The sequence below is a fragment of the Methylosinus sp. sav-2 genome (assembly GCF_004366495.1).
In the GTDB taxonomy this organism is placed as follows: domain Bacteria; phylum Pseudomonadota; class Alphaproteobacteria; order Rhizobiales; family Beijerinckiaceae; genus Methylosinus.
The window spans coordinates 91,612-111,014 of sequence record NZ_SOEJ01000006.1; the positions used below are offsets into that span (position 1 = coordinate 91,612).

Below are 19,403 nucleotides of genomic sequence, written 5' to 3' on the forward strand. Positions count from 1 at the left end.
GCTTTCCAGGGGGCTAGTCGGAGAGGGAGAGGCGCGAGCTCTCGGCCTGGGCGACGCCGGCGCCGAGAATGGCCATGTAGGTGAGCGCCACGGCCTCTATCTGAATGCCGAAATCGACGAGAGCATGGACGCCGACGAGCAGCGAGCAGGCGGCGGCTGCAACCGCCGGAGCCGAGGCCCGCCGCCGCGTCGCCGCGCCGATGACGCATTTCGCCGCGAGCCAGAAGAGCGCGCCGACGAGCGCTGCGCCGAAGACGAGACCGAGCCCCAAGAACACCTCCAAATAGGCGTTATGCGCCTTGTCCCATATATCGGCCGTCGGAATCGAACGGTCGCGATAGAGCGGAAACAGCGTGGCGAAGGCGCCATAGCCATAACCCAGCAGCGGCGTGTCGAGAATGGCGCGAAGGGTGATGGAGAAGACGGCGAGGCGCCCGCCATCGTCGAGGCCGGAGTCGAGCGCGCGACGGACAATGAGATCGCCGAAATAGAAAATCGTCGCCGAGAGCCCAGCGACGACGAGCGCGACGGCTCCAGCGTTTTCTCCGCCGCGCCGGCCGCGCGAATAGGCGAGGGCGAGCACGGCGCCAGCGCCGAGAATCGTCGCCAGAATGCCGCCGCGCGACACTGTGCCGAGCAGAGCGACGAAGATCACGAACGCAGCCGCGAGCAGGAGCCAGCCGCCGAGGCCCGCCGCTTCCAGCCGCCGCGCCAGCCGAGCGGCGAGCGCGCCCGCTTCGCGCGGGGCGTCTCGGTCAGCGAGCGGAATGAGGAGCGCGAGCGTCGTTGCCAGCCCTATGCCCGCATAGGTAGCGAAGTTGTTGCGGTTGACGAAGGTGGAGCGCACGAAAAGGCCTTGGGCGGGCGCGTCGAAAAACGGAATCGTCGCCGAGAGGAAGGCCGAGAGAAAGAGCCCATAGGCGGAATAGGCCGCCACGATGACCGCGATCGCCTGCAGCAGAAAATGCGCGCGATGCGAGCGGCGCGACAATTGGAGCGCCAGCCAGAAGACGCTGGCCGCCGTCGCGAGGCGAAGCAGGAAGACGAGGGTCTGGCCGCGATCGACCGAGATCGCGCCGTCGAGCGGACGCTCCAGCGCCTCGCTCGCCATGCTCCAGATCGGATGCGCGAGCGCTCCAGAGGCGAGCGGGGAAGCCTGCACGCAAATCCACAGCAGCGCCGCGCTGAAGAGCGCCGCCGGACCGGCGATGGCTGTGATCGATACGGCGTGGCGGCGGCCGGCGAAGAGGACGCCGAGCTCGAAGAGAAGGACCAGCGCCGGAAAATACAGCCCGTTCACGCCCCAGGCCGGCAGGCGATTGCCGCCGAGCCATAAGGGCGCGACGGCCAATCCGGCCACGAGGCCGAGGAGGAGAAGCGCCTCGAAGCCGCCTTCCCCCCATAGATCGGCGAAAAATCCGCGCGCCGGCTCGCGGGAGCTTTCGGTCGGGAGCGAGGACTCCTGCGAAAAAGGCGCGAGCTTCTGCAAGAGGCGCTTGTCCATGCTGCCGCCATTGGGGTGAATGCGGCGCTTTTCATCCCAAAGGCGCGGTTGCGGAGGGGAGATCATATCGCCACGAATGAGGGCGGGTCGAGGCCGGGGCGACTCATGCGCGACCAGCTCTTTGGCGCGGCGCGCTCAATAGCGATAGGTTACGCCGGCCGACACGACATTCTGCGTAAATCCCCAACTCGCCGTGGAATAGCCGATGGCGCCGAAGACGCCGCTGACATTGGAGCTGGTCTTCTGAAGCTGATAGTCCAGCGAGATCGCGATGTTGCGCCAGAATGTGTAGCTGATGCCGCCGCCGGCCGCCCACACGGTGTCGGCGCGCGGCGAATTGGTCCAGCGCGTCTCGCCATAGCCGCCGCGCGCATAGGCGGTCCAGAAGGGAGAGATGGCGTAATCGATCTGCAGCTTGGATTGCGTGTTGAGCGTCGCTGGCGACCATTGGCCGAGACGGCCCGCGAGGGCTGTCGGCGCGGCGGCGGCGGCGAGCATTTGATCGACCGTCGCGGTCAATGTCAGATAGGGCGTCGGATAATAGTGCAGCCTTGCGCCGAAGGCGGGTTTGGTGACCTCGCCACCGGGAAAATTCTGCACGCTGGACTGGCTCTGATAGCCCCCATAGACCTCGCCACGGAACAGGCCGATGAGATCCGAGCCGAGACCGCCGACGATGCGATAGCCATTGGTGTCGGAGATCGAGTTCTCATAGCGGCGCAGATCGAGCGTCGGCTCGACGAAGCCGTAGAACATCGGCGAGAGCCACATTCCGCCGCGCAGCGTGGCCGTGTAGCTCAGACCGTTCTGCACGTCGCCGCTCGCGGCCAGCGAGCCGATCGGCCGGCTGTCATAGGAGACATATTGGACGCCGGTCGTCGCGCGCACGAACCAATCGGAAATTTTCTTCTCGACGGCGACAGAGCCGGAGAACTGATTGGAGAATTGCTGCGAGGCCGACACTGTATAGCCGGTCGGAACGGTGACATTGGGCGCCGTGGCTCCGAAATTAGAGCCGAACAGACCGCTCTGCCGCGTGTAATCGGCGGAAACATACACGTTGAGGTCGCTGAATGGCGACCAAATGTGATTTATCCCGGCGCGGCCGGTCACATTGGTGGGGTCGACATCGATCGTCGGCGTCGGCGACAGCCGAAATTGCGCGCCCAATCCTGGATAGAATTGCGCGTCGGCGCTCACATAGGCCGTGGATTTGTGCAGGCCGTTGTCGAGGCCCGCCTGGACCGACGGCCGCACGCGCACGCCGACGGCGGAGCGCCGATCAGTGGCGGTCGAATAGATATTGTCGTTGAAGACGGAGCCGATGAAGAGGGACGGATAGACGATCCAGCCGTCGATCGCGAGGCCTTCCTCGGGACTGGGACCCATGGCGGTGACGCCGGCCGGAATTTCCTCGCCGCGGGCGACGGAACCGGCCGAAATTATGAGCGCGATCCCCGCCGCGACGCCATTCGGCAGCAAATTGCTCTTCATAACGCCCTCTCGAAGGCGTTCAGCTTGTAAGTGAAACGCGCCCGCAGTCAAGCCTGCGCCCCTTAGTCTCTCAGGGCGAGAGGCGGGGCGGGGCCGTCAAAAATAGCGCTCCGGCACGCGCACGAGATCGCCGGGCAGCACGGGAATGGTGGGCGCCAGCGGATATTCCTTGAACCCTTGCTCGCCCACATGCTGGATGAGAACGGTCGATCTGCTGGCCCGATAGGTCGAGCCGCCGGCGAGCGCTATCGCGCTCATCACATTGAGTCCGCTCTTGAACGAATATTCGCCGGGCTTGCCGACCTCGCCCATTATGTAGAAGGGACGAAAGCTCGCGACATCGACTGTCACCTTGGGATTGCGCAGATACTCGCCGCGGAATTTTTTCGCCAATTCCTGTTCGAGCTGCGGCTTGCTGAAGCCGGCCGCCTTCACCGTGCCGGCCAGCGGCAGCGAAATAAAGCCGGCGGGGTCGATCTCATATTCGCCTGAGAGGCGGTCCTCGCCGAAGACGGTGACGCGGATTTTCTCGCCGGGCTGCAGATTCGGCGCGGTGGTCGCCGCATTGCGAATCAGCGCCTCGCGCTCTTCCGCCGAGACAGGACCGAGATTGGAGCCGCCGTCGCACCCCATGAGCAGGAGAGAGAGCGAGAGGCAGAGGCCGGCGGAACGGAAAAACGACATCGATCTCGTATGTCCTCGTCCTGAGATGGCGCAAAGCCGCAGTAGATAAGTGCCCCGTGCGCGGCGCGTCAATACGAAGGCTCATGGCGCTCGCTCTTCGGGGGCGAGCGCCGAGCGTGCGCCCGCCGCAGGCGCCGTAATAGCCGAGCTCTGGTAACTCTTTGTTTGTCGGCTACGGTCATGCTGCGGCGGGGAGCGAGAATCGGCATGCGCAGCGAGGACAACGACGAAGGACCGGCGAAGCCGCGCACCCGTGGCGCGGGGCTGCTCGCCTGTCGTCGGGGCGCCGCGATCGTCGAATTCGCCTTCATCGCGGCTCCGCTGTTTGCGATTCTGATCGCGATCTGCCAAGTCGGCGTGGTGTTTCTCGCGCAGCAGGAGCTGGAATCCGCCGTCGAGAAATCGGCGCGCATGCTTCTTACCGGCGCGGTGCAGAAGGGCGGACTCAAGCAGGAGCAATTCACGACCAAGGTCTGCGGCGGACTGACGGCGCTCTTTACTTGCACACAGCTGATCGTCGATCTGCAGACGGCGAGCGCTTTCGCCTCTGTCGATACTTCGGCTCCCGTCCTCACCTATGATTCCAGCGGCAATGTCACCAATAGCTGGAAATTCCAGACCGGCGGCGTCGGCAGCGTTCTCGTGCTGCGCGTGATCTATCAATTTCCTGTCGTCGGTGGACCGCTCGGATTCAATCTCGCCAATCTGCCGAACGGCAAGCGCTTGTTGATGGCGACCGCCGTATTCCAGGTCGAGCCCTACTCGTAAACATCGGAGCAGGCCCATTGCGAATGCGCTGTCTCAGTCGCTTAACGTCGAACGCCGGCCGGCGCGCCGGCGCGCTTCGGCGCGACGAGCGCGGCATGATCGCGGTCGAATTCGCGCTGATGATTCCGATCGCCGTGCTGATCCTCGTCAGCGAGTTCACGCTCGGCGAGGCGATCAGCATCAGTCGCAAGGTGGCGATCACAGGCCGCACGCTGACCGATCTCGTCGCGCGTCGCGCGAGCGTGTCCACCGCCGATCTCACGACGATATTGAACGCCTCGACGCAGATTATCTCGCCTTTCTCGACCGCCAATCTGACGATCATACTCGCCGAGCTCACGACCGATGAGAAAGGCGAGACAACAAAGATCGTGTGGAACGAGCCTTTCAACACGACGAAACTCGTCGATGGCTCGACCTTCGTGCTTCCGGCCGGCATGGCGCAGGCGAGCACGTCGCTGATCTACGCCTATGTGCGCTATAATTATACGCCGCCTTTCGGCGCCAAGATAATCCCGGCCGTGCCGATCCGCTACACATTCTACATCAACCCCCGCATCACCTCATCCGTGCCCCGGGTGAATTGAACGAAATGGCCGCGCGACGCATGATGATGTTTCGGACTCTCGGCAAATTCTTTGCTCATCGAGGAGGCAATGTCGCGATCATATTCGCGCTGACGGCGATTCCTCTGATGATCGCCGCCGGCGGCGCCATCGATTATGCGAACGCCGGGCGCATCAAGACGCAGCTCTACGCCGCGGCCGACGCCGCCGCGCTCGCGGCGACGACGCCGCCAATGATGCTGAAGTCTTGGACCGTCGCCCAGGCGGCGGCAAGGACGATGTTCGCCGCTCAGATGACGCAGATCACGCGAGTGACCTATGACGCCGCCAGTCTCACGGTCGACGGCGGCGACGATCCTGCGCCCGGCTCCATGACACGCAGCGTGTCAGTCACTTATACGACGAACGTGCAGAACTCTTTCGGCGGCTTCTACGGCTTGCGGACATCGAACATAACGGTGACCGCCTCGGCGACCGCGACGACGGCGCGCAATATCGATTTTTATCTGCTGCTCGACAATTCGCCGTCTATGGAGCTGCCCGCCACACAGGCGGGCGTGACAGCGATGAACGCCTTCGGATGCGCCTTCGCCTGCCATGAGAAGAATGTCAGCGACAATGAATATTCGACGCCTTATCCCGGCTGGGGGACGATCGACAGCTATGCCTACGCAGAGAACAACGGGATAAAGCTGCGCATCGACAATGTTCGGGACGCGGCGAAGAGCCTCGCGACGACCGCGCAATCGACGATGGCCTCCAATGGCGCGACCTATCGCCTCGCGGCCTATAGCTTCAATTACGGCGTGACGATGATGCAGAATCTCGTCCCGACGACGCGCGGCAATGTGAGCGTCATCCAGTCCAATATCGGGACGATGACGCCGCCGCTGATGGATTCGAACAATGTGCTCGCGGCCAATATGTCGTACACCTATCCGACCAGCAGCTCGACCTACGATACGGTCACGACCGGCGGCGCGTTGAACACCAATGACGCGATGACCGATCTCAATCAGGCGCTCACCAGATTGAACTCGACCATGCCGGCGCCCGGCAGCGGCGCCCGCGTCGCCGGCGACAAGCCGCAGGAAGTGCTGATGCTCGTGACCGATGGCGTTATCGATGCGAGCTATTATTCCAGCGGAACCTGCACGACTTCGCTGAATTGGAACTATTCGAACGCCTATGGCTCGTTTTATCGTTGCTTGCAGCCGGTCGACACCTCCTTCTGCACGACGATCAAGAACCGCGGAATTCGGATCGCGGTTCTCTACACGACCTATTATCCCGTGCCGAGCAATGGCTTCTACCAGGGGACCGTCGCCACCTTCGCATCGCAGATCGCCGACAATATGAAGAGCTGCGCCTCTTCCCCCGATCTCTTCTTCGAGGTGAACACGGGCGGCGACATCAGCTCGGCGCTGTCGACCCTGTTCTTGAACGCCGTTTCCTCCGCCTCGCGTCTCACGCAGTAACGGCCGCGTTCGCGTTGATTTCCCGTGTCACGGCCTTTACGCTGCGACGCGGAGAATGTGCGAAGGACGAGAATGCGAGCGCTCCAGATCATCATCGGCCTCGGCGCGGCCGCCGCGGCGCTGGTTTTCGCCGAGGCGGCGTCGGCGCGAGGCGGCGATCATCATGATCCCGCGCCCCAGAACGATAATCCGCCGACGATCGCGACGAGCCTTCCCGAATCTCTGGCGCAGCCCGCGGCGGCGCGCGACGCGCTCGCGGCGCGCGGCTTCGAATTCGGCCTCAAATATATCGGCGAGACTTTTTCGGATGTCTCCGGCGGCCTGCGGCGCGGAACGATCTATGACGGCAAGCTGCGCGTTTCCTTGGACGCCGATCTCGACAAGGCCTTCGGCTTCACGGGCCTCGTCTTCCACGCCAACGCCTCGCAGTTGCATGGGCGCGGCATAGATCAATTTTATACGGGCGCGCTGATGCCCGTCAGCAATATAGAGGCGACGCCGACGACCCGTCTCTTCGAGGCCTGGTTCGAGCAGAGCGTCGCCGAAGGCGCCTCCATTCGCCTCGGCCAGATGGGCGCGGATCAGGAATTCATGACGCGCGCATCGGCGAAGATTTTCGTCAACAACAGCTTCGGCTGGCCGGCGCTGGCCATCGCCGATCTGCCCGCCGGCGGCGCCGCTTTTCCACTGTCCAATCTCGGCGCGCGCGCGAAATGGGAGACGGCGCGCTTCGCCATTCTCGCTGCTGTCTTCGACGGCGATCCGGCCGGTCCCCAAGGCGCGTTCGAGTCTCCCGATCCGCAGCGCCGCAATGCGGATGGCGTGCGCTTTCGTCTGATGGACGCGCCTTTCGTCATCGGCGAGGGGCAATGGAAATATGCGGTCGACGATCTGCCGGGCGTCGCCAAGATCGGCGGCTGGCGGCATTTCGGCGTCTTTGCCGATGAGCGTTTCGGCGCCGACGGACTTTCGCTCGCCGATCCCGCGAGCGCCGGCGTTCCGCTTCGCCGTCGCGGAAATTTCGGTGTCTATGCGCTGGTCGATCAGCAGATCTTCCGATCGGACGAAGGCGGCGCCGGCGCTTTCGCGCGCGCCGAGGCCGCGCCCAATGATCGCAATCTGGTGAATTTCTACGCCGACGCCGGCGTCTCCTTCCGCGGCGCGCCGGCGCGGCCGGATGATCTCTTCGGCGTCGCCGTCGGCTATGCGCGCGTTTCCAATGGCGCGCGTGGGCTCGATCGCGATACGGCGGCTTTCGGCAATCAATTCGCGCCCATTCGTTCCGGCGAGGCGCTGGTCGAGGCGACCTATATAGCGAGCCTCGTTCCCGGCTGGACGCTGCAGCCGGATCTGCAATATATCCGCCGCCCCGGCGGCAATATCGCAGACCCGCGCGACCCGAATGGAGTCAGGAGCCTGCGCAGCGCCTTCGTCGTCGGTCTGCGCACGCTCATTCGCTATTGAGACTTTAGACGGAGACCTTGCGGCATTCCTCCGCGCAGGCCTTGCAGGAGTCGCCGCAGGCTTTGCATTCCGAATATTGCGGAAAGCGGTCGCATTCCTTCTTGCAGGCCATGCATATGTCGCCCACCGCCTTCGCCAGGGTCGGCGTGAAGGTCGAGTTCACCGCCGCCAGCGATTCGAGCGCGGCGCAGGCGGCGACGAGATCATAGGCGGCCTTGGTGCAGCCGGCCATGCTGGTGTCGTTCATCGACAACATGCCGAAGCAATGGCGCAGGCATTCATTGCCGGTGGAGACGCATTCGGCGCTGGTCTTCATCAGCGCCTGAAATTTCGGTCCATGCATCATGTGCTCGGCATGCGGATTGGCGGTCTGATCCTCGGCCAGCGCGCGCGTGGCGGAGAGGGCGGCGGCCGCGCCGACGGCGGCGACGACGAATTCCCGACGTTCCATGGAGAGCCTTCCTTTCGCTTCGGTCGAGAGGGTTCGAGAAAGTTTTGCTCTAACTGGCGCATGACACAGAAGCTTCAATCCATTTTCCGCGAGCGGGACCGTCGTTTCATTGCGCGCGCGGGTTTCGCACGCCATTTCTGGCGAGAGGGCGGGAGCGACGAAAGGGGAGGAGGAGATGGAGCCGAATATCATGCTCACGCTGGCGCGCAGCGACGCCGAAGCGCTGGTCGGCAGCCTGCGCCGACGCTTCGAGCGGCTCTGCGACATTCGCAAGGAGATTTGCGAGCCGGAGGAGTTCGATGAGCTGGAGCGCGAGGAGCGCGCCTATTTCGACGCCGAGAATGCGCTGGTCGAGCGCATCATCGGCGAGCTGACGCGCGCGCTCGAATCGGAACCTCGTCATTAGAGCGCCGCCGATCGAACGGCGCGTTCGATCGATCAGAGACGCCGATTCACGCGTCGCATGGCGTAGGCCCCGTCGCGTCCCAGGCCAGCGGCCGCGGCGCGCGCCGGCGCGTCTCCGGCCAACGCGCCAGCAGCATGGTCAGCACGACCAGGAGATCGGCGGCGGCGCGCGACTGGCCGAGATCGACAAAGCCGCGAATGTCCGCGATGAGAATATCGCGCACGGCGGCGGCTCCGCGATGGCGGTTGAGGAGATAGCTGGCCAGCGTCCGCTCATGCGCCTTCGAGGGGGCGACGCCGGCTAGCGGCATTGGATCGAGGCCGCTCGGCGCCAGCATTTCGGCGATCTGCATCATCGGTCGGCTCCACGACTCGTTTCTGCCGCAGAGCGCTAAACCGACGACGATGACCTTTTGTGACAGTTCCTATCGTGGAGTCTACCTATTCAGCGCGGCCTCGGCGCGGGCCTTTTCGCCCAGCAGCCGCTCGGCGCTCTCGGCGACGCGAAGCCAGACGCCATGGCCTTCGCTGTCGCCGGCCCTCTGCAGATCGACGGCCCGCTCACGCGCATTGGTGGGCGCGTCCCGCCGCAGCCGGCGGGTGAGCGCGCGCGCATGAATCTCGACGGCCTGTTCTAGAGAAATCTCCATGACGTCAACTCCTCTCGCAGGCGGCCGAGCCCCGTTTCCCGCCTTTGTGTTCATATGGTGTCGCATAGGAGGCGTCACGGGGGCTCTGCGGCGGATCGTCGCGGGGCTCAGGCGCTCGAGACCAGCCCCGCCGACGCTCCGCCGGAGGCGCGCCGCCGCTCGACGGCCGCGGCGAGGCGGCGCAGCGCGGCGAGCGAGGTCGTCCAGTCGATGCAGCCGTCGGTGACGCTCTGGCCATAGACCAGCGGCTTGCCGGGAACGATGTCCTGCCGTCCGGCGACGAGATGGCTCTCGATCATCAGGCCGATGATGCGTCGCTCGCCGGCCTCGATCTGCCGGGCCACATCCTCGACGACGGCGGGCTGATTCTCGGGCTTCTTGCTGCTGTTGGCGTGCGAGGCGTCGATCATCAGAAAGGGGGAGACGCGGGACTTCTCCGCTTCCTTGGCCGCGGCGTCGACGCTGGCGGCGTCGTAATTGGGCGTCTTTCCGCCGCGCAGAATAATGTGGCAATCCTCATTGCCGCTGGTGGAGGCGATGGCCGAGCGGCCGTCCTTGGTGACGGCGAGGAAATGATGCGGCTGCGAGGCGGAGAGCACGGCGTCGAGCGCGATGCGCACATTGCCGTCGGTGCCGTTCTTGAAGCCGACCGGGCAGGAGAGGCCGGAGGCGAGCTCGCGATGCGCCTGGCTCTCCGTGGTGCGCGCGCCGATCGCGCCCCAGCCGACGAGATCGGCGATATATTGCGGCGTCGTCATATCGAGGAACTCGCAGCCGGCCGGCAGGCCGAGCTCATTGACCTCGAGCAGCAGCCGCCGCGCGAGGCGCAGCCCGGCTTCTATGTCGAAGCTGCCGTCGAGGCGCGGATCATTGATGAGGCCCTTCCAGCCCACCGTGGTGCGCGGCTTCTCGAAATAGACGCGCATGATGATCTCGAGCCGGTCGCCGAGCTCGCGCTTGGCCTCGGCGAGCAGGCGGGCGTATTCGATCGCGGCGTCTGGGTCATGGACCGAGCAGGGGCCGATGACGACGGCGAGGCGATCGTCGCGCCCGCGCAAAATCTCGCGCAGGGCGGCGCGCGCGCCGAGCACGGTGGCGCTGGCCTTCTCGCTGCGCGGAAGCTCGCGCATGATCTCGGCGGGCGGGCTCAATTCGGTGATCTTGACGATGCGAAGGTCGTCGGTCTCGGTCGGCACGGCGGGCTCCTTTTTCAATTTTGCGTCGCGCCGCGGAACAAAAAAGCCGCCAGCGGGACTGGCGGCTCTCGGGGTTTTCAGGCTTCGCGTCTTTTGCTCACACGCGCTCGCCTCCCGTCGCCGCCGGCGCAGGATAGCTAAAATACCAATAGTAGCGCGCGGAGCGGACGAGGGTCATGGCCGCAGAGTTAAAGCGGAGCAGGGGAGGCGAGTCAAGGCGCCGGCACGCAGAGGCCCGAATATCCGGTCATGCGCGTGTTCAGCGGCGTGCCGTTCTCCTTGCCTTCCGCGGCTATGCCGAGAGAGGCGCGCGGCTGCAGCTTGCGCGCCGCCTCGACGCATTTCTCCTCGGTGGCGTAGCCGGGAATGGCGTTGGTCGCCACTGCGCCGGCGGCCTGGGAGGTGGTGACGACAAAGGTCGCGACGATGAGCGTGTAGGACATTGAAAATCTCCTCGCGAGCAATGAAAGCGAATGAAAACGGCGAAGACGCCCTTACGCGCTGCGACTCTATCGCGAAACGATTGCGAGAATATCATTGCTCAGCGATAGATTTCGGCGATTTCCAGAAATTCCTTCGCGGTCAAAGAGGCGCCGCCGACGAGCGCGCCATTGACATTTTTCACGCGCAGCAGCTCGGCGGCGTTGGCGGGCTTCACCGAGCCGCCATAGAGAATGCGGGTCGCCTCGGCGCCGGCGCCGAAGAGGGCGACGAGCCGGGCGCGGATGGCGGCGTGCATTTGCGCGACGTCGAGAGGCGTCGGCGTGAGGCCGGTGCCGATCGCCCATACGGGCTCATAGGCGACGACGAGATGATCCGGCGCGACGCTGCGCGGCAGCGAGCCGTCGAGCTGCGCTTCGACGATCGCCGATGCGCGACCGGCGTCGCGCTCGGCGCGCGTCTCGCCGACGCAGACGATGGGCGTGAGCCCGGCGCGCAGGCCAGCCTCCGCTTTGGCGCGGATGATCGCATCGCTCTCGCCATGATCGGCGCGCCGCTCGCTATGGCCGACGATCACGTAAGACGCGCCGGCGTCGGCCAGCATTTCGGCGGAAATATCGCCCGTATGCGCGCCGCTCGGCTTTTCGTGGCAGTCCTGCCCGCCGAGCGCGATTTTCGCGCCGGCGAGAATGCGCGCCGCGCGTTCCAGAAGAGTGACGGGCGGGCAGATCGCCAGCTCGACCTTTTCCAGCAAGGCGGCGTCATAGCGCGCGGCGATGGTCTCGATCTCGCCGAGCGACGCCGAAAGCCCGTTCATTTTCCAATTTCCGGCGACGAGCGGGCGCGGCGTGAAAGACATGTCCGGGCGTTCCTCTCAAATACAAGCGATGAAGCGAGCAATTCTGGCCATATCAGCGCTCGCCGCCATGGGCAATTCGCCGCGACGCCGCGCGGTTGCGGTCAAAAGGAAAATTGTCGCCGCTCGGGCCGGGTTGCCGGGCGTCCGGCCGACGGCTATAAGCGCCCCGATCTTAAATCCCATCCTCGAACTCGACGAGACGACGCGCCCATGGCGATCGAACGCACATTCTCCATCATCAAGCCGGACGCCACCAAGCGTAATCTGACCGGCAAGATCAACGCCCTCATCGAGGACGCTGGGCTCCGCATCGTGGCGCAGAAGCGCATCCAACTGACGCGCGCGCAGGCCGAGACCTTCTATGGCGTCCATAAGGAACGCCCCTTCTTCGGCGAGCTGATCGAATCGATCACCTCCGGCCCGGTTGTCGTCCAGGTTCTGGAAGGCGAGGGCGCCATCGCCAAATATCGCACCGTCATGGGCGCGACCAATCCGGCGAGCGCCGATCCGGGCACGATCCGCAAGGAGTTCGCCGTCTCAATCGGCGAGAATTCCGTGCATGGCTCCGACGCCCCGGAGACGGCGGCGATCGAGATCCCGCAGTTCTTCTCGGGCAATGAGATCGTCGGCTGATTTTTCAGGCGACGACATAGCTCGGAAAATAAGCGGCGAGCACCCGGTCTCGATAAGCCACGAGATTGGGTCTGCTCGCTACTGCCTCGCTCAGGGGCGATCGAAGCTCGACAATGAGCGATTCCGCCACCATGGCGAAAGCCGTGGCGTCGGCGGCGCTGGGCGCCTCGCCGAATAGATAGGGCTTATCGCCGAGCAGCACGGCGAGCGCCTCTATGTCGCGCCGCGCCAGCACGGCGAGCTCGTCGTTCGAATGCCGCCCGAGGCCCTGGGCCGTAAGACTGCGCGCGATCTTCTTCCGGATCAACGCCTTTATGAGCGGGCGGATCAGAGCTGGAGCGCGCGCGAAAAACTGCGCCGGGCCGCGCGCGAAATTGCCGTCGTCGATCCAGCGCGCCTGCACCATCAGCCAATAATAATGCTCCTCCAGCATTTTCTCGATCGCCCAGCCGGCGGCGCGTTGCTCCGCCGTGAGGCCGGCGTCGAAATCTATTCCATAGGTTTTTTCGAGATAGAGGCGGATGAAGGTCGAATCGGCGACGATCTTTCCATCGTCGTCGATATAGGGCAGCTTGCCCTTGGGTGCGCGGCCGAAGCCGGAATGATCCTCGACATAGCGAAGGCCGGCGAATTTCAGCAGCGTCATAGTCTTGAGTACAAAGGGACTTGCGTCTGGAAGACCGAAATAGGGACCGAACGAGTATAATTTGATCATTATCAAAACCTCTTTGCGGAAGCCGCTTCGAGAATATGATCGAGAAACTACAAAGATCATATTGGTGGCCGACAAAGTTAAGTAAGTCTCGTATCTTTGCGTTAACATTGGGGCCGGTCCGCGCGACGGCGGCAAGGGCGATATGATGACGAAACGCTGGGTTTATTGGGGGGTGAGGGCCACAGGTTTGCTGGCGCTCACGATTCTGCTCATAGCGACGCCCTTCGACGGCGCGCTCGGCCTCGCAAAGCTTTTGGCGTTCGGCGTCTATCTCTGCGTTTTCGCGCTACCGAGTCCGTGCAAGGGCGGCGCGTCCTATCCTTTCCGCCATGGCTTTCGCAACGGCGCCGGATGCCCGCGGCAGGATCAGCCGGAGGAGGGGACGGCGAGCGCCGGCAGCGGCGACGGGCTCGCGCCGAGCACGCGATTGCCATCCACCCTGACGGCGCCGGAAGCGACGAGCCGCAACGCCCGCGGATAGAGCAGATGCTCCTGCTCGAGCACGCGCGCCGCGAGACTGTCCGGCGTGTCGGAATCGAGCACGGCGACGGCGGATTGGGCGACGATCGGCCCTTCGTCCATTTCCGGAACCACGAAATGGACGGTGCAGCCGTGGATTTTCACGCCATCGGCGAGCGCCCGCTCATGCGTGTGCAGGCCGCGAAAGGCGGGCAGCAGCGCCGGATGGATATTGAGCATGCGCCCGCGCCATTGGCCGATGAACCAGGGCGTCAGCAGCCGCATGAAGCCGGCGAGGCAGAGAAAGTCGATTCGGTGCGTCTCCAGCACGATCTGCAGCGAGCGCTCGAACTCCTCCCGGCCGGCGTAGATTTTGTGATCGACCGCGGCGACGGCGATTCCGGCCGTCTTGGCCTTGGCGAGGCCCGCGGCCTCCGGGCGATTGGAGACGACCAGCGCGATCTCGGCCGGAAAATCCGGCGCGTGGGCCGCCTCGATCAGCGCGTCCATATTGGAGCCGCGCCCGGAAATGAGGATCGCCGTGCGCAGCCGCCGGCTCACAGCGGCAGCGTCCCATGCGTGACGACGCGCGGCCCGTCGCCCGCCGCTGCGATCTCGCCTATGGCGATCGGCGTCTCGCCCGCTTCGCGCAGCGCCGCGACGGCTTCGTCCGCGCCGTCTTTGGCGACGACCACGACCATGCCGATTCCGCAGTTGAATGTGCGCAGCATTTCGGCTTCCGCGACGCCGCCCGTCAGCGCGAGCCAGGAGAAGACCGGCGGCGGGCGAAATGCGCCGAGATCGAGCGAGGCGCCCAGCCCCTTCGGCAGCACGCGCGGCAGATTGTCCGGAAAGCCGCCGCCGGTGATATGAGCGAGGGCGAGGATTTTTTCGCTGCGCTTCAGCGCCGCGAGCAGCGGCTTCACATAGATGCGCGTCGGTGTGAGCAGCGCCTCGGCCAGCGTCTGCCCAGCCGCGAAGGGCGCGGGCGCGTCCCAGGCGAGGCCCGACTCGGCGACGATGCGGCGAATGAGCGAGAAGCCGTTGGAATGGGCGCCGGAGGAGGGCAGACCGAACAGAAGATCGCCTTCCCTCACCTCGGCGCGCGGCAGCAGGCGGGAGCGCTCGGCCGCGCCGACGGCGAAGCCCGCGAGATCATAATCGCCCTTGGAATAGAGGCCCGGCATTTCCGCGGTCTCGCCGCCCAGCAGCGCGCAGCCGGCCTCGACGCAGCCGGCGGCGATCCCCGAGACGACGGAGGCCGCCGCATCCGGCTCGAGCTTGCCGCTCGCGTAATAGTCTAGGAAAAACAGAGGTTCAGCGCCCTGGACGACGAGATCGTTGACGCACATTGCGACGAGATCGACGCCAATCGCGCCATGGAGGCCGGATTCGATCGCGATCTTGATCTTGGTGCCGACGCCGTCATTGGCGGCGACCAGCACTGGATCGGAAAAGCCGGCCGCCTTGAGATCGAAGAGGCCGCCGAAGCCGCCGATCTCGCCATCCGCGCCCGGCCGGCGCGTCGAACGCACAGCGGGACGGATCATGTCCACCAATCGATTGCCCGCGTCTATGTCGACGCCAGCCTGCGCATAAGTAAGGCCTTTGCCTTCCGCCATTGCGATATCCCGCGCTCGGTTTCGAGCCTGCGGCCTAGCGCCTTACGCGGCCGGGTGCAATCCGTTTCGATGGACCGACCAACAGGTAGAGCGAGCCTGAAGGCTCGCGGTCCAGGGCGTGCGTTGGACCGCGAGCCTTCAGGCTCGCATCTTTACTCCCGGACTCAGCCGCTCACATGCTTCTCGACCGCGCTCGGATCGACAGGGTTCAATTCGACGCTCTCGCCGCAGCCGCAGGCCGAGGTCTGGTTCGGGTTCTGGAACACGAAGCTCGACGAGAATTGCTGCACATCGAGATCCATGCGCGTGCCGAGCAGATAGATGACCGCCTGGCCGGCGACGATGACGCGTGCGCCTTTTTCCTCGATCACCTCGTCGCCCGGCGAGGGCTCGGCCAGCTCCATCTTATAGGCCATGCCGGCGCAGCCGCTCTTCTCCACCGAAATGCGCAGGCCGATATTGGCGTTCTCGGCGCCGGCGAGCAGGCCGCGCACGCGCTCCGCCGCGGAGTCGCTGAGGCTCATGACGTTCATCTGTTCGCTCCCTACATCCCTTCGTCTTCCGCGTGGATGCGCGGCCAGACGTCGCGATCAATAATTCTTCCATATGCCCGGAGTCGCCAGCTCGACGAGATTGCCGTCGGGATCGCGGAAATAGAGGCTCCGCCCGCCACGCGGCCACTCCATCCGCGCCTCGATCGGCACATTCTTCTCCGCGAGCCGCCGCTCCCACAGGCCGAGATCCTCGAGCCGGATCGCGAGCGCGAAATGCAGACGCCCGCGGCCTTCGTGCGGCGGTATCTCGCCCCCCGGCAGAACCACCGTCTCGCCCATTGTTTCCCGCGCAAATAGTAGAAGCACGCTGCGCGGGCCGCAATCATAGGCTATGAGCCGCTGATCGGCGAACATGGGCTCGAGGCCGAGCGCATCCTCATAGAAACGCGAGGCGCGCGTCAAATCCTCGACATAGAGAGCCGTCTCGAGACACCCGTCGATTTTCGGCGCGGGCGTGTCCATCGGCTCTCCTCACGCTCACCACATGTCGAGCGTCATGCGGGCTTCGTCCGACATGCGGCTCTGATCCCATGGCGGCTCGAAGACGAGCTTGACGATGACAGCCATCACGCCCGGCACGAGGCTCACCGAGCTCTGCACCTGCTCGACGATCTGGCCGGCGACGGGACAGCCCGGCGCGGTCAAGGTCATGTCGATATAGACGACGTCCTCGGGCGTGATGTCGATATTGTAAATCAGGCCCAGCTCGAAAATATCGGCGGGAATCTCGGGATCCTGGACGGTCTTCAGCGCGGCGACAATGCCTTGCGTCAGCCGTTCGACTTCTTCCTTCGATCGGCCCGCGGGCAGGGACTGCTGCTCATCCCGAGTCAGCTCCCGACCGGTCACGACTTCCTGCGGCTCCGCCGCGTCATCGGTCTTGGTCATGATTCTGTCTCCTTATCAAGAAAACAGCGCCTTCGCTTTCAGTAGCGCTTCCGCCAAACGATCGACCTCGTCGCGCGTATTATACATTGCGAAAGAGGCGCGACAGGTGGAGGTGACGTTGAAGCGCTGCAATAGCGGCATGGCGCAATGGGTTCCGGCGCGCACGGCGACGCCCGAGCGGTCGATAACGGTCGCTATGTCGTGGGCATGGGCCTCCGGCATATCGAAAGCGACGATCGGTCCCTTGTCTTTAGCGTGACCGAAGATTCGAAGCCCCGGTATAACGGAGAGGCGTTCATGCGCATAGGCGGTGAGATCGGCCTCATGGGCGCGGATCGCCGGGCGGCCGATCTTCTGCATATATTCGAGCGCCGCGCCGAGACCCGCCGCCTGCACGATGGGCGGCGTGCCGGCCTCGAAGCGATGCGGCGGCGTGTTGTAGGTCACATAGTCGCGCGTGACCGTCTCGATCATCTCGCCGCCGCCGGCGAAAGGCGGCAGCTTCTCGAGCCACTCGCGCTTGCCATAGAGAGCGCCTATGCCGGTCGGCCCATAGAGCTTATGGCCGGTGATGATGTAGAAATCGACGTCCAGCGCGCGCACGTCGACATCGAGATGCACCGCGCCTTGCGAGCCGTCGACGAGAACCGGCACGCCATGGGCGTGGGCGATGCGCACGACGTCGGCGATCGGCGTCGGCGCCGCCAGCACATTGGACATATGCGTCAGCGCGACGATCTTCGTCTTCGGCGTGATCAGTTTCTCGAAATCCTCGAGCGAGAAGACGCCATTATCGTCGGTCTCGATCCATTTCAGCACCGCGCCCTTGCGCTCGCGGAGGAAATGCCAGGGCACGATATTGGAGTGATGCTCCATGATCGAGAGGATGATCTCGTCGCCCTCGCCGATATTGGCGAGGCCGAAGGAGGAGGCGACGAGATTGATCGCCTCCGTCGCGCCGCGCGTGAAGATGATCTCCTCGCGATCGCCGGCGTTGAGGAAGCGGCGCAAGGATTCGCGCGCGCCCTCATAGGCGTCGGTCGCCGCATTGGCGAGATAATGCAGGCCGCGATGCACATTGGCGTATTCGTGCTCGTAGACCTGGGAGATGCGCTCGATCACCTGCCGCGGCTTCTGCGCCGAGGCGGCGTTGTCGAGATAGACGAGATCCTTGCCATAGGGCTTTTCCGCCAGGATCGGGAAGTCGCGGCGGATCGCCTCGACATCATAGGCTGGCGTGGCCTCGGCCAAGAGCGGCTGGTTCACTTCGCTCCCCCTCGCTTGCCGAGCCAGCTGCGGATGCGCTCGAAATAGGCGTCGCGCGCCGCTTCTTCGCCGAGCGCCTCGACGATCTCGCCGGCGAAGCCTTCGATCAGCAGCGCCTCGGCCTCATGCTTGGGCAGGCCGCGCGCCACCAGATAGAAGAGCTGGTCGGCGTCGAGACGTCCGCAAGTGGCGCCATGGCCGCAAACGACGTCGTCGGCGAAAATCTCCAGCTCCGGCTTATTGTTCATTGTGGCGTTCTCGCTGAGCAGCAGCGCACGCGACTGCATGGAGCCGTCGGTCTTCTGCGCGCCCGGGCGCACCACCACCTTGCCTTGGAACACGCCCGTCGATTGACCATCGAGCACGTTGCGGAAGCGCTCGCGGCTCTTGCAATGCGGCGCGGCATGCTCGACGACGAGCGTCGTATCCGCGTGATCCTTGCCGCCGAGCAGAGAGATTCCGTCGAGCGAGACGCTCGCCTCCTCGCCGGCGAGCCGCGCGAAGATTTGCCGACGCACGAGGCCGCCGCCTTCGACGAAGCCGAGCGATTTGAACGCGGCTTTCGCCTGCGCCGTGATCAGCAGGCTGAACAGGCGGATGGCGGATTCCGATTGCGGACCGATGTCGGCGATATGCTCGACCTCGGCGCCCGCGCCGATCGCGAAAGCGAGAACGTGGTTCTCCTGCGCGCCGGAAGGCGCGAGGGCGAGAGAGGTCTCGACGATCTTCGCCTTGGCGCCGTCGCCGACGATGACGAGCGAGCGTGTGAAGGAGGAGAGCGCCTCGCCGCCGGTGGAGAGCAGCAGGATCTCGATCGTCTTGGCGACGTCCGTCGCCGGAGCGATGCGCAGAACGACGCCGTCCTGCATCAGCGCCGCATTGAGAGCGACGACCGCGTCGGCGCCCGCATTCTCCGGCAGGCCCAGCGCCGTGAGGACGGCGCCGTCCTCCTTGGCGAGGACATCGGCGAGAGAGGAGAGCTCGACGCCGGCCGGCAGAGCCGCGACATCGGACAGCTCCGGCCGGAAGGCGCCGTCGGCGACGACAAGACGCACACGGCCGAGGGTCGTCGGCGGCAGCGTGATCGCTCCCGGCGCGCCGAGCGGAGCCACTGTGCGCAGCGAGGCGCGCAGATCGGTATAGTGCCACGCCTCGACGCGACGCGTCGGAAGCCCTTTGCGCGTGAAGAACTCCCACGAGGCCTGGCGCAACGACGACGCGCCCTTGCCTTTCATCGCCTCGAAGGCGCCGGCGAAGGCCGTCTCGGCCTCGCTCTTCTTGTCGATCGCCTGCACGGTCATGATCT

Annotated in this window: 23 protein-coding genes; 6 read left to right on the top strand and 17 right to left on the bottom strand. The window is 64.8% G+C overall.

What is annotated here, in order from left to right; genetic code table 11:
* Window positions 1–13: 13 nt before the first annotated feature.
* From EDE12_RS12395 to EDE12_RS12405, 3 genes are all read right to left on the bottom strand, one after another.
* Window positions 14–1,504 (bottom strand): O-antigen ligase family protein, encoded by a 1,491-nt coding sequence (locus EDE12_RS12395; protein WP_157198940.1) that lies wholly within the window; start codon window positions 1,502–1,504, stop codon window positions 14–16.
* 135 nt (window positions 1,505–1,639) lie between these two features.
* Window positions 1,640–2,998, bottom strand: a complete 1,359-nt coding sequence (locus tag EDE12_RS12400) for an outer membrane beta-barrel protein (protein ID WP_026598760.1) — start codon at window positions 2,996–2,998, stop codon at window positions 1,640–1,642.
* A gap of 96 nt (window positions 2,999–3,094) precedes the next feature.
* Entirely contained in the window at window positions 3,095–3,682 is a 588-nt protein-coding gene (locus tag EDE12_RS12405; RefSeq protein ID WP_026598759.1) for a polysaccharide biosynthesis/export family protein, read from the bottom strand.
* A 207-nt stretch (window positions 3,683–3,889) separates the two neighbouring features.
* Here EDE12_RS12405 and EDE12_RS12410 point away from each other — a divergent pair, with 207 nt between their 5' ends.
* The 4 genes from EDE12_RS12410 to EDE12_RS12425 all read left to right on the top strand — a co-directional run bounded on the left by EDE12_RS12410 (window position 3,890) and on the right by EDE12_RS12425 (window position 7,958).
* Complete coding sequence (locus tag EDE12_RS12410) at window positions 3,890–4,450, top strand: TadE/TadG family type IV pilus assembly protein (RefSeq protein WP_026598758.1); 561 nt, start codon at window positions 3,890–3,892, stop codon at window positions 4,448–4,450.
* A gap of 95 nt (window positions 4,451–4,545) precedes the next feature.
* The gene (locus EDE12_RS12415; RefSeq protein ID WP_245275763.1) at window positions 4,546–5,037 is read left to right on the top strand and encodes a pilus assembly protein; all 492 of its coding nucleotides are present in this window, start codon (window positions 4,546–4,548) and stop codon (window positions 5,035–5,037) included.
* Between the two features lie 20 nt (window positions 5,038–5,057).
* Window positions 5,058–6,494 carry a pilus assembly protein TadG-related protein gene (locus EDE12_RS12420; RefSeq protein ID WP_051592659.1) on the top strand — a complete coding sequence of 479 codons (1,437 nt, stop codon included), beginning with the start codon at window positions 5,058–5,060 and terminating at the stop codon, window positions 6,492–6,494.
* 72 nt (window positions 6,495–6,566) lie between these two features.
* Complete coding sequence (locus tag EDE12_RS12425) at window positions 6,567–7,958, top strand: carbohydrate porin (protein WP_051592482.1); 1,392 nt, start codon at window positions 6,567–6,569, stop codon at window positions 7,956–7,958.
* Window positions 7,959–7,962: 4 nt separating this feature from the next.
* Here the strand turns inward: EDE12_RS12425 and EDE12_RS12430 are convergent, their stop codons facing one another.
* Window positions 7,963–8,409, bottom strand: coding sequence for a four-helix bundle copper-binding protein (locus tag EDE12_RS12430; RefSeq protein WP_026598754.1), 447 nt, complete (start codon window positions 8,407–8,409; stop codon window positions 7,963–7,965).
* Between the two features lie 175 nt (window positions 8,410–8,584).
* On the opposite strand from EDE12_RS12430, the gene EDE12_RS12435 reads away from it, so the two are divergent.
* Window positions 8,585–8,815: a hypothetical protein gene (locus EDE12_RS12435; protein ID WP_024880071.1), complete on the top strand. Its 231-nt coding sequence runs from the start codon at window positions 8,585–8,587 to the stop codon at window positions 8,813–8,815.
* 46 nt (window positions 8,816–8,861) lie between these two features.
* Here EDE12_RS12435 and EDE12_RS12440 read toward each other — a convergent pair whose 3' ends face one another.
* The 5 genes from EDE12_RS12440 to tpiA all read right to left on the bottom strand — a co-directional run bounded on the left by EDE12_RS12440 (window position 8,862) and on the right by tpiA (window position 11,960).
* The gene (locus EDE12_RS12440) at window positions 8,862–9,170 is read right to left on the bottom strand and encodes a hypothetical protein (RefSeq protein ID WP_024880070.1); all 309 of its coding nucleotides are present in this window, start codon (window positions 9,168–9,170) and stop codon (window positions 8,862–8,864) included.
* 81 nt (window positions 9,171–9,251) lie between these two features.
* Window positions 9,252–9,464, bottom strand: coding sequence for a hypothetical protein (locus EDE12_RS12445; protein ID WP_024880069.1), 213 nt, complete (start codon window positions 9,462–9,464; stop codon window positions 9,252–9,254).
* Between the two features lie 107 nt (window positions 9,465–9,571).
* Window positions 9,572–10,660, bottom strand: a complete 1,089-nt coding sequence (locus tag EDE12_RS12450; RefSeq protein ID WP_024880068.1) for a 3-deoxy-7-phosphoheptulonate synthase — start codon at window positions 10,658–10,660, stop codon at window positions 9,572–9,574.
* A gap of 212 nt (window positions 10,661–10,872) precedes the next feature.
* Window positions 10,873–11,103, bottom strand: coding sequence for a hypothetical protein (locus tag EDE12_RS12455; protein WP_018265265.1), 231 nt, complete (start codon window positions 11,101–11,103; stop codon window positions 10,873–10,875).
* 98 nt (window positions 11,104–11,201) lie between these two features.
* The gene (gene tpiA / locus EDE12_RS12460; RefSeq protein ID WP_024880067.1) at window positions 11,202–11,960 is read right to left on the bottom strand and encodes a triose-phosphate isomerase; all 759 of its coding nucleotides are present in this window, start codon (window positions 11,958–11,960) and stop codon (window positions 11,202–11,204) included.
* A gap of 210 nt (window positions 11,961–12,170) precedes the next feature.
* Here tpiA and ndk point away from each other — a divergent pair, with 210 nt between their 5' ends.
* Complete coding sequence (gene ndk / locus EDE12_RS12465) at window positions 12,171–12,593, top strand: nucleoside-diphosphate kinase (RefSeq protein ID WP_024880066.1); 423 nt, start codon at window positions 12,171–12,173, stop codon at window positions 12,591–12,593.
* Window positions 12,594–12,597: 4 nt separating this feature from the next.
* Here the strand turns inward: ndk and EDE12_RS12470 are convergent, their stop codons facing one another.
* The 8 genes from EDE12_RS12470 to sufD form a co-directional block, all read right to left on the bottom strand.
* A complete protein-coding gene (locus tag EDE12_RS12470; RefSeq protein ID WP_026598753.1) occupies window positions 12,598–13,308 on the bottom strand; it encodes a glutathione S-transferase family protein in 711 nt (236 codons plus the stop codon).
* Between the two features lie 366 nt (window positions 13,309–13,674).
* Complete coding sequence (gene purN / locus EDE12_RS12475; RefSeq protein ID WP_024880064.1) at window positions 13,675–14,328, bottom strand: phosphoribosylglycinamide formyltransferase; 654 nt, start codon at window positions 14,326–14,328, stop codon at window positions 13,675–13,677.
* On the bottom strand, window positions 14,325–15,389 hold the full coding sequence (gene purM, locus EDE12_RS12480) for a phosphoribosylformylglycinamidine cyclo-ligase (protein WP_134188098.1): 1,065 nt from the start codon (window positions 15,387–15,389) through the stop codon (window positions 14,325–14,327). Before purM ends, purN begins: the two co-directional genes overlap by 4 nt.
* A gap of 164 nt (window positions 15,390–15,553) precedes the next feature.
* On the bottom strand, window positions 15,554–15,922 hold the full coding sequence (locus EDE12_RS12485; RefSeq protein WP_024880062.1) for an iron-sulfur cluster assembly accessory protein: 369 nt from the start codon (window positions 15,920–15,922) through the stop codon (window positions 15,554–15,556).
* 57 nt (window positions 15,923–15,979) lie between these two features.
* A complete protein-coding gene (locus EDE12_RS12490) occupies window positions 15,980–16,405 on the bottom strand; it encodes a VOC family protein (RefSeq protein WP_026598751.1) in 426 nt (141 codons plus the stop codon).
* Between the two features lie 15 nt (window positions 16,406–16,420).
* On the bottom strand, window positions 16,421–16,831 hold the full coding sequence (locus EDE12_RS12495; RefSeq protein ID WP_198022766.1) for an iron-sulfur cluster assembly protein: 411 nt from the start codon (window positions 16,829–16,831) through the stop codon (window positions 16,421–16,423).
* Between the two features lie 15 nt (window positions 16,832–16,846).
* Window positions 16,847–18,097 carry a cysteine desulfurase gene (locus EDE12_RS12500; RefSeq protein ID WP_024880059.1) on the bottom strand — a complete coding sequence of 417 codons (1,251 nt, stop codon included), beginning with the start codon at window positions 18,095–18,097 and terminating at the stop codon, window positions 16,847–16,849.
* Window positions 18,094–19,398, bottom strand: coding sequence for a Fe-S cluster assembly protein SufD (gene sufD / locus EDE12_RS12505; RefSeq protein ID WP_024880058.1), 1,305 nt, complete (start codon window positions 19,396–19,398; stop codon window positions 18,094–18,096). Before sufD ends, EDE12_RS12500 begins: the two co-directional genes overlap by 4 nt.
* Between the last annotated feature and the right edge of the window lie 5 nt (window positions 19,399–19,403).